General features: G+C 65.8%; 12 protein-coding genes and 2 pseudogenes. 5 read left to right on the top strand and 9 right to left on the bottom strand.

From position 1 onward, the window contains the following. Positions 1-17 precede the first annotated feature (17 nt). The 4 genes from GPL20_RS13565 to GPL20_RS13550 form a co-directional block, all read right to left on the bottom strand. Positions 18-977 (bottom strand): hypothetical protein, encoded by a 960-nt coding sequence (locus tag GPL20_RS13565; RefSeq protein WP_157329980.1) that lies wholly within the window; start codon positions 975-977, stop codon positions 18-20. Between the two features lie 193 nt (positions 978-1,170). Continuing rightward, complete coding sequence (locus GPL20_RS13560) at positions 1,171-2,922, bottom strand: adenylate/guanylate cyclase domain-containing protein (protein WP_157329979.1); 1,752 nt, start codon at positions 2,920-2,922, stop codon at positions 1,171-1,173. A 215-nt stretch (positions 2,923-3,137) separates the two neighbouring features. Beyond that, a complete protein-coding gene (locus tag GPL20_RS13555; protein ID WP_157329978.1) occupies positions 3,138-3,365 on the bottom strand; it encodes a hypothetical protein in 228 nt (75 codons plus the stop codon). A 106-nt stretch (positions 3,366-3,471) separates the two neighbouring features. Continuing rightward, the gene (locus tag GPL20_RS13550) at positions 3,472-3,678 is read right to left on the bottom strand and encodes a hypothetical protein (RefSeq protein ID WP_157329977.1); all 207 of its coding nucleotides are present in this window, start codon (positions 3,676-3,678) and stop codon (positions 3,472-3,474) included. 129 nt (positions 3,679-3,807) lie between these two features. Between GPL20_RS13550 and GPL20_RS40150 the strand changes: the two are divergent. Continuing rightward, positions 3,808-3,933 (top strand): annotated as a pseudogene (locus tag GPL20_RS40150) (hypothetical protein); the annotation flags it as partial. A gap of 29 nt (positions 3,934-3,962) precedes the next feature. Beyond that, positions 3,963-4,244, top strand: coding sequence for a hypothetical protein (locus GPL20_RS13540; RefSeq protein WP_157329976.1), 282 nt, complete (start codon positions 3,963-3,965; stop codon positions 4,242-4,244). A gap of 11 nt (positions 4,245-4,255) precedes the next feature. On the opposite strand, the pseudogene GPL20_RS13535 reads toward GPL20_RS13540, so the two are convergent. The 5 genes and pseudogenes from GPL20_RS13535 to GPL20_RS13515 form a co-directional block, all read right to left on the bottom strand. Beyond that, positions 4,256-4,396, bottom strand: a pseudogene (locus tag GPL20_RS13535) (sulfite exporter TauE/SafE family protein); the annotation flags it as partial. 23 nt (positions 4,397-4,419) lie between these two features. After that, on the bottom strand, positions 4,420-5,676 hold the full coding sequence (locus GPL20_RS13530; RefSeq protein ID WP_157329975.1) for a CCA tRNA nucleotidyltransferase: 1,257 nt from the start codon (positions 5,674-5,676) through the stop codon (positions 4,420-4,422). A 10-nt stretch (positions 5,677-5,686) separates the two neighbouring features. After that, positions 5,687-5,950 (bottom strand): DUF6111 family protein, encoded by a 264-nt coding sequence (locus GPL20_RS13525; RefSeq protein ID WP_157329974.1) that lies wholly within the window; start codon positions 5,948-5,950, stop codon positions 5,687-5,689. After that, on the bottom strand, positions 5,947-6,618 hold the full coding sequence (locus GPL20_RS13520) for a CoA pyrophosphatase (RefSeq protein ID WP_157329973.1): 672 nt from the start codon (positions 6,616-6,618) through the stop codon (positions 5,947-5,949). The genes GPL20_RS13525 and GPL20_RS13520 overlap by 4 nt, the downstream gene beginning before the upstream one ends. Further along, positions 6,615-7,226, bottom strand: coding sequence for a DUF1285 domain-containing protein (locus GPL20_RS13515; protein WP_157329972.1), 612 nt, complete (start codon positions 7,224-7,226; stop codon positions 6,615-6,617). Before GPL20_RS13515 ends, GPL20_RS13520 begins: the two co-directional genes overlap by 4 nt. Before the next feature lie 291 nt (positions 7,227-7,517). Here GPL20_RS13515 and GPL20_RS13510 point away from each other — a divergent pair, with 291 nt between their 5' ends. From GPL20_RS13510 to GPL20_RS13500, 3 genes are read left to right on the top strand one after another with little or no spacing between them, the layout of a single operon-like run. After that, entirely contained in the window at positions 7,518-8,516 is a 999-nt protein-coding gene (locus GPL20_RS13510) for an AAA family ATPase (RefSeq protein WP_157329971.1), read from the top strand. Continuing rightward, positions 8,516-9,460 carry a DUF58 domain-containing protein gene (locus GPL20_RS13505; RefSeq protein WP_157329970.1) on the top strand — a complete coding sequence of 315 codons (945 nt, stop codon included), beginning with the start codon at positions 8,516-8,518 and terminating at the stop codon, positions 9,458-9,460. Before GPL20_RS13510 ends, GPL20_RS13505 begins: the two co-directional genes overlap by 1 nt. Then, complete coding sequence (locus GPL20_RS13500) at positions 9,457-12,255, top strand: DUF4159 domain-containing protein (RefSeq protein WP_157329969.1); 2,799 nt, start codon at positions 9,457-9,459, stop codon at positions 12,253-12,255. The genes GPL20_RS13505 and GPL20_RS13500 overlap by 4 nt, the downstream gene beginning before the upstream one ends. Positions 12,256-12,280 lie beyond the last annotated feature (25 nt).

Raw genomic sequence — 12,280 nt, 5'->3', positions numbered from 1 at the left:
CGGGCCAATACCAGATATCATCTCGGCGGTCGCAGCTTGCTGTTGTCGTTTGATGATGGGACGCCCGAGGCTTGCCGCTCCTTCGCTTCGTAGTACTCGGCTGAGAACTTGATAGACCATCGTGAGAAGAACGAACGCAATTTCCGAGTGCGCTTCTCGACGCCGAGGTGTTCGGTGACATGCGCCCTGCGCAGCCACAATACCGCCGATGCGAGGCCGGCGGTGCGCTCGAGCCTATCAATCGCCGCGATGCTGGCGACCTCCACCTGCCGATAGCGAAAGCTGATCTTCCTGATCGCATGAACGCGCTGGATGGCTCGACAGATCCTGAATACGAGCTGAACGAACGGATGTTTCTTGGCCTGTGGCCAGGCTGCCGGGTACACCGGCACCACCAAAAGCTTGCTCTTGGCGATGATCGTTGCAAGCGGATGCAAGAGTTGCGTCCAAGCGGGCAAAGAGGCGACATTGGCAATCAGCACCGCGTGCATCACCGTTGCAGCCACGAGAGAGATCGGGAGCCAAAGCACCGCGCCCAGGATCACGAGCAATGCGGCGTTCGGCGTGAGGTGCCGACATTCTCTGAACACCCATGCCATGCCGCTTTCAAAGGCATCATGCACGGCTTGTTCGAACGCCCGATAGCTGATCCTCCGCCGTAACCACGACCAATTTCGGCGGATCCGCATGCGCCACTGTCGGCGTTTTGCCTCGGAAAGGGGAAGGAAGTGGAAAGCGCTGTTTATTAGAGCAACGACGACATTGCCAAGAAGCTTGGCCGCAAAGAGCGGAAGCCAGACAATCCGCACTGCGAACGGGAAGGCGTAGTCGAGCAGCCGCATCAAAATGGAAATAATGAAATGCAGGATTTTGTTTGCAACGAGCGCAACACAAACAAGCGGGATGATAATCACATCGTCGAGGGAACCGCGGAAGCGGCCTCCGTCGATCCATGCCGGATGAGGATAATCGGTCATGGTGCAACGCTTCCGGGCTGAAGACAGGGTCGTGCCGGGCGCAAAATCAGTATAGCACAATGTAATGGCCAGGCCGGCCTCAAATTACCGGTCGTCGATCAATAGCTTGTTGTCTGCCAAGGGCGTCACAAGCGGCGGTCAAGGCAGGCGCGGCTCGGTGTCCGGTTCGCCCCCATATCTTGAAGAACGCCGCCTATTCGGGAATACCGGCCTTGATCAAGCCCTCCGCGAACACCTCGCAATGAGCGAAGCCGCGCAGATTGTTGCGCAGCACGCTCACCCTCAGCGGTGGCCCGACCTTGTTGCGGCGGGCAGTGAATTCCGCCGCCTCTTCGATCAGGCCGAGATGCCCGCAGCAGCTGATGAGCGCATTGTAGTGCCCAGCGAATTCGGCATCGGCGACGACCGATGCCCGCACATACGGCAGCGCCTCCGCGAAACGCCGCGCCGCGAGCAACGCCAAGCCGTGGATCGTGGTGTAAAGGCCGGAAAAGGAATCCAATGGGCTCATGCGAAGCGCTTTTGCAGTTTCGGCGATCGCATCATCGAAGCGACCGGCCCGCAGCAACGCCCAGCCATAAGCCATGTGCGCGAGCGCGAAGCTGGGATTGAGGTTGAGGGCGGCCTGGTGCTCGGCCAGCGCGCGCTGGTGTTGGCCGGAGGTGCTCAAGTTGAGGCCAACCATCATGTGGGCCCAGGGCTCGCTTTGGTCGAGGCGCAATGCCTTCTGGGCGTGCAAGGCGCTCTGCCTGTAGCCCTCGGCGCGGTCTTCAACGTAATAATAGAGCGTGGCCCACCAGATCGCCCAGCTGAGAGTGGCGTGCGCTCGCGCATAGTTCGGGTCAATCTCTATGGCGCGGCGCAGCAAGCGTTGTGCCTCTTCGTTGTGCTTGCGGCCAAACTTGTTAATGAGGTCGATGGCGCGGACCACGAGTCCCCAGACATCGACACTTTCAGGCGGCTGTCGGGCGGCACGATAGCCCTCCTGGGCGTAGAGGTGCGGCTCGATCGCGGCAACGATGTTTTCCGTGATCTCGTCCTGGACCGTGAAGATGTCGTGCAGTTGACGATCATATTTCTCCGCCCAGATGTGCTTGGCCGTCTCCCCGTCGATGAGCTGACCCGTGATGCGGATGCGCTGGCCAGCGGTGCGTACGCTGCCCTCCAGCGCATAGCGTACGCCGAGATCGCGGGCGATTGTCCTCACATCGACGGCTTTGTCTTTGTAGACAAAGGCCGAGTTGCGGGCGATGACAAAGAGCCAGCGAAGCCGGGACAGCGCCGTGGTGAGATCCTCGGTGACGCCGTCCGCGAAGTACGCGTGCTCCGGATCGTCGCTGAGGTTCATGAAAGGCAGGACCACGATCGACGGCCTGTCCGGCAATGGCAGGGTTGGCGGAGCGGACGCGGTAGCGGCCAAGCCGACGTTGATCCGAAATACCTGCAACGGGTCAGCGATGTTTTTCAAGCGCTGTTCACCCATATCAGCGTACTGGGTGTCGATCTTACTCTTGACCTGTTCGTATGCGGAACGCGACAAGCAGATTCCGCCGGGTTCGGCAATTCCTTCGAGTCGCGCTGCGATATTGACACCATCGCCCAGAATGTCATCGCCCTCGACCAGCACCTCGCCGAGATTGATGCCGATGCGGTATAGCACGCGCTGTTCCGCGATCAGCTTGGCATTGCGTCGGGCCATTAGCTTCTGCACTTTGATCGCACATTCGACCGCTGCCACCACCGATGGGAACTCGATGAGCACGCCGTCGCCCGTGGTCTTGACAATCCGCCCGTCATGCCTTGCGACAATCGGCCGTATCGCCGCTAGATGGTCACGCAAGCGGCGCGCTGTCCCTGCTTCGTCCATGCCCATGAGCCGGCTGTAACCAGCCACATCGGCGGCAAGGATCGCTGTAAGCCTGCGTTCGACCCGCTGCTGTGCCATGGACTGCCCTCCAGGCTACGGCTCGCGGCACTGTATCACAATGAGCGCACGGCTAGCACCACGCGGCGATATCTGGCTCTGCCGCCGCCTTTGTTGAGGTGCATATGCTGCGCTTCGCCGGCCGACGTCATAGGCCGGGAAGTGACATGGCTTTGGCACCGAAGGCTGGCGAGAGAATCACAACGCCCGAGCGCATCAACGACGTTCGTTTCAACTCAGACGGCAGCTGCCGCCAGCAGGGAAGCGCCGCCAAGCGCGACCAGCACGAGTCCAGGCCAGTTCGATTTGATGCCGAAGCCGCTACCCGGCCGTTCGGGCTCCAGCGTGTCACCCCCGGAGCGAAGCCACTTGGTGCCACTCAGTCGGCCTCGCCAGATCGGCTGAAACGCCATCTGGAGCACGCCGACGAAAACAAGGAGCGCACCAAGCCATATCAGGGTCATGTTCATCTCCTGCACCGGTGAACGCCGGGAGGTTACTCCCGCCGGGAAGCCGTCCATTCGAGGTCTGGCTGGCGCTCCCAGGGGGTACCGACCGGCAGGTGGCCGCTCAGTGGCCTGATACCGGCTGGCCTGGCGCGCGGTCCAGCGGCGGGTGCGGCCGCGCGAGGCCCAGCGCGCCGGGCGCGGCCTCGTTGCTCGCTGTCCTCGTGTCGACCCGCTCGAACGTGGTGACGAATGCCGCCAGTATCGCGATGATCATCGCCACGGCGAAAAGCACCACGGCGTTACGGTGGCTGTTCCGCTCGTTACTCATGAGGGACCTCCACTCTCACCCAGAAACGTTAATCGGCCCGGATGGTTCCCTGCGCGCAACCGGCTGAATTGGGGAGGATGGGCGAAAGTCCGCACGTCAAGGATGCGAGCGCCGCGATGAGCACGCGCGTTTGAACTGAGGGAGCAGGCGGGCAAACCCGAAGGACGCGCAGACGAGTTCTGGCAGCAAGCCGATGCCAGGGATGTGACCAATCGTGAGGCCGCCATGTGCTGGGCCGCTGCGGCGGAGCGCTAACTAAGCACGGGGCGTCTGGAGAAAAAACGATGCGTTCTATTTTGGCCTTGAGCCTCTTGATCGCCCTGGGCGGTTCTGCGAACGCGGCGCAAGTGCATCACGCACACCGGCGGCATGCCATTGTTCATTCCAATCAGGGCATGGTCGCACCAGGTCCCGCTTCCGGTTATGCCTATGCGTCGCCTCGGCCGCCGACACACGCCTGGGCCGCCGCACCCTACCCTGGCGACAATGAACCGTATTTCGGCGCTTCCCAGGGTTACGCGCCTGGCGAAAAGCAGCGATTCCTCGGCAGCTTGTTCAGCCCGTGAAGGCTGGGTATCTACGCGATCAGCTGCCTGCCAGCCGCCGAGATCATCACCAGCCCGCCGGTGATGACGGCGGCATCCAGGATCGCGGTGTGGATGTGCACCGGCATGCGCTCGACAAAGGCCTTGGCGAGGAACGCGCCGGGGATCGAGATGTCGGCGAAGCCTGAGACGATGGTCACGGTCTCTCATCGCGGCTGACGCGGGCCGCAGCTTGATCGGCGATGGAAGCGAGTGCGGCTTCCTCCAGGGGAAAATCCGCCGCAAGCCAAGCGTCCTCGGCGAGCGTCAGCACATGTCCGAGCGCGGGTCCTTCCGCCATGCCGCGCGCGATGAAGTCGGCGGCACGAAGCGGAAATTTCGGCGCAGTCCAGCGCTGCGGCAGCTCGGCGAGCGCACGCCATCGCGACGAGCGGACGTCGCCGCCGGCCCGTGCCCAGGCCAGCAACACGCGATCGTGATAGTGCTCCGCGCCGAGCCGGTAGAGCAGCCGCCGTGCGCTGGCTTCATCCTTGGTGGCGAAGCGCCACCAGCGGTGCCCCATCGAATCCAGCGCCTTGGTTTCCGCATTGGAGAGCCGGAGGCGCGTGGCGACGCGCTTGGCATCTTCGGTCACGGCGACCGTCAGCGCAGCCAGGCGCCGCGTTGCGTTGGCGGTGAGGCCGAGCTCGCGCTCGATCGCGATCATCGCCGACAGCGGCCCGGTATAGACGACGCCGCCGGTCAGCACTTGCAGCAATCCGCCCTCGGCCATCGCCAGCACGGCTGCGGATGCGCCGTCGGCCACCAGCAGCTTCAGCATCTCCATGCGCACCCGCTCGGCCGAAAGATTCGCAAGGCCCGCGCGTCCGCGGATGCAGGCGAGATAGCCGTCACGGTCAGGTTCGCCCGCGCCGAAGGCGGCGTGGATGCGGAAGAAGCGCAGGATGCGTAAGTAATCCTCGGCGATGCGCTGGTCGGGATCGCCGATGAAGCGCACGCGCCGCGCGGCGGCATCCGCCATGCCGCCGACATGGTCGTACACGACACCGGTCGCGTCGACCGACAGGCCGTTCATGGTGAAGTCGCGCCGCTCGGCGTCCTTCACCCAGTCGCGCCCGAATGCGACCCTGGCCTTGCGGCCGAAGGTCTCGGTGTCCTCGCGCAGCGTCGTGACCTCAAAGGGCTGGCCGTCGATGACCAGCGTGACGGTGCCGTGATCGACACCGGTCGGCACGCTCTTGATGCTGGCAGCCTTGGCGCGCCGCATCACTTCGTCCGGCAGCGCCGTTGTGGCAATGTCGATGTCGCCGGGCGGCAGACCGAGCAGCGCGTTGCGCACGGCGCCGCCGACCACCCGCGCCTCCTCGCCGTCCGCGTTGAGCAATTGCAGGACGCGCGCGGTCCCGCCTGAGATCAGCCAGGGCGCATCCGCAAGTAACGGCTCCGCACTCATCGGCAGGCCCCTATCTTTCCGTGCCCGGCACGAACTTGCCGTCCTCGATATGGGCGGGAACGTAGGTCGAATCCGGTCCGCCGCCGGAGAATTGCGCAAGCCCGATCAGGCCCGCGATCACCAGGACGAGCGCCACCAAAGCGAGACGAGCGACGACGTAGACCGGCCAGGACGACTGCACGAACAGGCCGGACCGCGTGGCGGCCAGGAACAGCGCATAAACGGCAAAGGGGATGAGGAAGATTCCGATCTCGGTCAGAATCTGCCGGATCATGATGAGTAAATCCGCTCATACAGCACACGCAGCATTCCGGCCGTCGCACCCCAGATGTAGCGTTCCGCGAACGGCATCGCATAGTAGGAGCGCGCCATGCCGCGGAATTCCTTGCTGTGCACCTGGTGGTTCGCCGGGTTCATCAGGAAGGATAGCGGCACCTCGAACGCGTCATCAACCTCGGAATGGTTGATCGAAAGCTCGAAGCCGGGCCGCACCTTGGCGACCGTCGGCAGGATACGGAAGCCGAAGGCGGTGCCGTAGAGATCGAGATAGCCGATCGGCTCGACGAAGTCTCTGGACAGGCCGACCTCCTCCTCGGCCTCGCGCAGCGCCGCATCGAGCGGCGACGAATCGATCGCATCGATCTTGCCGCCGGGAAAGGCGATCTGGCCGGCATGGTCGTTGAGATGCGCCGAGCGCTGCGTCAGCAGGATGGTCGGCTCGGGACGGTCGACCACGGCGATCAGCACAGCCGCCGGCCGCACCGGCTGCTCGCGCGCGATGATCTCGAGCATCTTGTCGGTGCCGGGATCGCCCGAGGCAGGAATGATGTTCGGATCATAGAGGCCGGGCGGCACGTCGAAGCCGAGCTTCGCCCTCGAACGGGCGAAGAAATCCGGCGCGCCAAGTGCGACAGGACCACTCTTCAGGATAAGCTTGTTCAAAGCGCGGCCCTCACCTGCTCCGCGTCGGCCATGGCGAAGAATTCGCCGGCCGACTCGACGCCGAACATCGGCTGGCCATCGACCATCCGCTCCTCGCCCATGTCAACAAGATCGTAGTAGAGCGCGCGGGTGACCTTGGCCCAGAGATCGGCGCGGACATGCAAGTAGGGCGTCAACCCGCCGTCCGCCGCCGGCGCGAAACGCAGCCGGTGCGCGGCATCGCAGGTCACCCAGTCGTCGACATTGGTGCGGAAGCGCAGCACGCGATGATTGTCCTCGCCGTCCTTCTGCATCTCGACCGCCATGAAGGGCGCGTCGTCGACGCGGATGCCGACCTTCTCCACCGGCGTGACCAGGAAGTGCTTGTCGCCCTCGCGCTTGAGGATGGTCGAGAACAGGCGGACCAACGGTTGGCGCCCGATTGGCGTCCCCAAGTAGAACCAAGTACCATCGGAAGCGATTCGGATATCGAGATCGCCGCAAAACGGCGGATTCCACAGATGCACCGGAGGCAGGCCCTTTTTGGCGCCTTCGGCACTGGCAGCACTTTTGGCGGCGGCAGTCAGCCCCTCAAGACCGCGATCGGCGCTCTGCCCTTGGTTCGCCATGGTTTGCCCTGACTTTGTCATTTGGCACGATTGGTGCAGGTCTACGTTGTACTCGGGTGCTCGGTTCCACTCCGGATTAGTCCGGTGTGGGAGGTCGCCACTTCGTGATGCCGTACATAACCCGAAGCCGATAAGGTGGGGATAGGTTAATTCAACGAATACATGGCCTTCCTGCAAGTCTAGCATAGGGGCCATGACCTGATCTGATGTGCTGACGTGACATGTGCTGACGTGACATGTGCTGACGTGACGACGCAAGCAAGCCGCGTGGCAGGCTGAAGGAGCGAGCGAATGGCGGAAAGTGTCGAGAAACTCGAGGACGGGATCGTCCGGTCGGCCGAGCAGGTATCGAGCCAGATTCGCGCGGCGAAGGATGCGATCGGGTCCGTCATCTTCGGCCAGGATCGCGTGATCGAGAACACGCTGGTCACCATCCTTTCCGGCGGCCATGCGCTGCTGATCGGCGTGCCGGGCCTTGCCAAGACCAAGCTGGTCGAGACGCTCGGCGTCACGCTGGGACTCGACGCCAAGCGCATCCAGTTCACCCCCGACCTGATGCCGTCGGACATTCTCGGCGCCGAAGTGCTCGACGAGAGCACGGCGGGCAGGCGCTCGTTCCGCTTCATCGCGGGTCCCGTGTTCGCGCAGCTGCTGATGGCCGACGAGATCAACCGCGCCAGCCCGCGCACGCAATCGGCGCTGCTCCAGGCGATGCAGGAGCAGCACATCACCGTGGCCGGCGCGCGTCACGACCTGCCGAAGCCGTTCCACGTGCTCGCGACGCAAAACCCGCTGGAGCAGGAAGGCACCTATCCGCTGCCCGAAGCCCAGCTCGACCGCTTCCTGATGGAGATCGACGTCGACTACCCCGATCGCGACGCCGAGCGCCGCATCCTGTTCGAGACCACCGGCGCCGAGGAGACGCTGGCCAGGGGCTCGATGACCGCGGATGCGCTCATCACCGCGCAGCGCCTGATCCGCCGCCTGCCGGTCGGCGATTCCGTGGTCGAGGCGATCCTGTCGCTGGTACGCGCGGCCCGTCCGGGGCCGGAGAGCGGCGAAGCCGGCAAGTTCATCGCCTGGGGACCCGGGCCGCGCGCCAGCCAATCGCTGATGCTCGCCGTGCGCGCACGCGCGCTGATCGACGGACGCCTCGCGCCCTCGATCGACGACGTGCTCGACCTCGCCGAGCCCGTGCTGAAGCACCGCATGGCCCTCACCTTCCAGGCACGCGCCGAGGGCCGCACGATTCCGGACGTGATCCGGCAGTTGAAGACACGGATCGGTTGATGGCCGCAGAAAACGGGCACACAGCAAAGGAGATCATTGCGATCCGACGTGCCGATGGCGAAAGCCGTACGCTCGCCGCTTCGCTTCCGCGCCTGGTGCTCGAGGCCCGCCGCATCGCCGCCAACGTCATCCACGGCCTGCATGGCCGCCGCCGCGCCGGCTCCGGCGAAAGTTTCTGGCAATACCGCCGTTTCGTCTCGGGCGAGCCGTCGCAGAACGTCGACTGGCGCCGCTCGGCGCGGGACGAGCATCTCTATGTCCGCGAGCATGAATGGGAGGCTGCGCACACGGTCTGGATCTGGCCGGACCGCTCGCCGTCGATGGCCTTCGCCTCGAAGACCGCGCGCGAATCCAAGCTCGAACGCACGCTGATCGTCGCCTTTGCGCTGGCCGAGCTGCTGGTCTCGGGCGGCGAGCGCGTCGGCATTCCCGGCCTGATGGCGCCGACCGCAAGCCGCAGCGTCATCGACAAGATGGCACAGGCGATGCTGCATGACGATGCCGACCGCCTCAGCCTGCCGCCGTCCTTCGTGCCCTCGGCGCTCGCCGAGACGATCGTGCTGTCGGATTTTTGGTCGCCGATCGCGGAGATCAGGGCGACGCTCGCAGGGCTCTCCGGCTCAGGCGCGCATGGCACGCTGGTGCAGGTCGTCGATCCCGCGGAGGAGTCGTTTCCCTATTCCGGCCGCGTCGAGTTCGTCGAGCCCGAAGGGTTCGGCGCGATCACCGCCGGCCGCGCCGAGAGCTGGGTCCAGGATTACACCGCGCGGCTCGCGCTGCACCGCGATCAGATCCGGGCCGAGACCAACAAGCTGGACTGGCTGTTCACGACGCATGCGACCGATCGCTCGGCGGCGGAACTCCTGCTGTTCCTGCATGCCGGCATGCAGGTGAGCAAGTCGGGCGCCCGCACCACGACGATCAAGGCGGGGCCGGCCGCATGATGGGACTGCCGCTCGCTTTCACCGAACCTCTGCTGCTGATCGGCCTCGTCAGCCTGCCCGTGCTGTGGTGGCTGCTGCGGGTGATGCCGCCGCGGCCACGCCGCATCGAGTTTCCGCCGACCCGCCTGCTGTTCGACATCGCGCCACGGGAAGAGACGCCGTCGCGGACGCCGTGGTGGCTGACCGCATTGCGGCTTTTGGCTGCCGCCCTCGTCATCTTCGCCGCCGCCGGCCCGATCTGGAATCCGCAAACCGGGCTCGCCGGCAGCAAGGCGCCGCTGATGATCATGCTGGACGACGGCTGGAGCGCGGCCTCGAACTGGGACATCAGGATCAGGGCCGCCGACGAGCTGATCGCCAATGCCGACAACGACCGCCGCGCGATCGCGCTGGTGCCGCTGTCCGAGCCGAACCGCGACATCACGCTAATGCCGGCGGGTGCGGCGCGCGTCGCGCTGCGCCAGCTCGCGCCGAAGCCCTATTCGATCGACCGCGTCGAGACCCTCGCCGCCGTCGATCGCTTCCTGAACGCCACCGGCGACTGCGAGATCGCCTGGCTCTCGGACGGCGTCGACACCGGCCGCGGCGACGAATTCGTGCAAGCCCTCGGCAAGACCATCGGCGATCGCAGCCTGACCGTGTTCGAAGGCGGCACCTCCTCGCCGCTGGCGCTGGGCGCGGCCGAGAACGCCGCCGCCAGGATGACGGTGAAGGTGCTGCGCACCGACGGCGGCATCGCCGCGGGCACCGTGCGCGCGCTGGACCAGAAGGGTTCGCCGATCGGCGAAGCGCGCTATTCGCTCGGCCCGCAGGACAAGGAGACCGACGCCGCGTTCGATCTGCCGGTCGAGCTGCGCAACGACATCACGCGGCTCGAGATATCAGGCGAGCGCTCCGCCGGCGCGGTGCAGCTGCTCGACAAGCGCTGGCGCCGCCGCGCCATCGGCATCGTCTCGGGCTCGACCAGCGAAACCGCGCAGCCGCTGCTGGCGCCGACCTTCTACCTCACCCGCGCGCTGGCGCCGTTCGCCGACGTACGGCTCGCCGACAAGGGCTCGCCGCAACAAGGCATCACGCAATTCCTCGACCAGAAGCTGCCGATGATCATCCTCGCCGATGTCGGCACCATCGCGCCTGAAGTCCGCGAGCGTCTCAACGCCTGGATCGACCAGGGCGGCGTGCTGGTGCGGTTCGCCGGCCCCCGGCTGGCGCAGGCCGAGGACGATCTCGTGCCGGTCAAGCTGCGCAAGGGCGGCCGCACCCTCGGCGGCAGCCTGACCTGGGAGAAGCCGCAGCACCTCGCCGCCTTCGCCGCCGACGGTCCGTTTGCCGGCGTCGTCGTGCCGAAAGACGTCACCGTGAGCCGCCAGGTCCTGGCCGAGCCCGACGCGGTGCTGGCCACCAAGAGCTGGGCGTCGCTGGAAGACGGCACGCCGCTCGTCACCGGCGAGCATCGCGGCAAGGGCCTGGTCAGCCTGTTCCACGTCAGCGCCGACATGCGCTGGTCGGACCTGCCGATGTCGGGCACCTTCGTCGAATTGCTGCGGCGGGTGGTCGACATGTCCGGCTACACGTCCAAGCCCGGCGCCGGCGTCGCCAGCGAAGCGACCACCGAGACGGTGGCGCCGCTGCACATCCTCGACGGCTTCGGCGCCTTCGGCCCGCCGCCGGCCACCGCAAAACCGTTGTCCGCGGATTACCGCGACCGCGCCACCCCCGATCATCCGCCGGGCTTCTATGGTCCGGCAGAAGGACCGCTTGCCGTGAACACGCTTGCCGCCGCCGACCGCATCGCAGCGCTGAACACGGCGAGCCTGCGCGCCCGGCACGCCACCTACACCAATGCCGAACCGCGGGACTTGCGCGGCTGGCTGCTGTCGACGGCGCTCGCGCTGTTCCTGATCGACGCCATCATCGTCGCGCTGCTCGGCGGCGGGATCGCCGCGCTGCTGCGCCGCCGCGCCGCGGCCGCGATGATCGCTCTCGGCCTCGCGCTTGCGAGCCTCGTCTCGCCGGCGCCGTCGCGTGCCGACGGCGCCGCGGACGAGTTCGCGATGAAGGCGGTGTCGCAGACCCGCCTCGCCTATGTCGTCACCGGCAATGCCGACGTCGATTCCATCGTCAAGGCGGGCCTGACCGGACTGACCCTGTTCCTGGCCAATCGCACCGCGCTCGAGGCCGGCGATCCCGTCGGCATCGATCCGGCACGCGACGAGCTAGCCTTCTTCCCGCTGATCTACTGGCCGATCGTGCCGGGGGCGCCCAAGCCGCCGCAGGATGCCCTCAACAAGATCGACGCCTACATGAAGCAGGGCGGCACCGTGCTGTTCGACACCCGCGATGCGATCGAGGCGCCGCCCGGCGACGCGCAGACACCGGGGATGCGGACGCTCCGCGAGATCCTGTCGTCGCTCGACGTGCCCGAGCTCGAGCCGGTGCCGCGCGAGCACGTGCTGACCAAGACCTTCTATCTCCTGCGTGACTTTCCCGGCCGCTTCAACACCGGCCAGACCTGGGTCGAGACGCTGCCGCGCGACGAGGATGACGACAGTGCGCAGCGGCCCGCCCGCGGCGGCGACGGCGTCTCGCCCATCATCATCACCTCGAACGATCTTGCCGGCGCCTGGGCGGTACGGCCCGACGGGCAGGCCATGCTGCCGGTGACCGGCGGCGACACCCGCCAGCGCGAATTCGCCTACCGTGCCGGCGCCAACATCGTGATGTACACGCTGACCGGCAACTACAAAGCCGACCAGGTGCACGCGCCGGCCCTGATCGAACGGTTGGGGCAATAGAGATGCACGTGACGAGTTTGAGCCA

The organism is Bradyrhizobium cajani, assembly GCF_009759665.1.
Classification (GTDB): Bacteria; Pseudomonadota; Alphaproteobacteria; order Rhizobiales; family Xanthobacteraceae; genus Bradyrhizobium; species Bradyrhizobium cajani.
The sequence above is the reverse complement of the archived record's forward strand: the minus strand, read 5'-3'. Positions and strand labels throughout refer to the sequence as shown.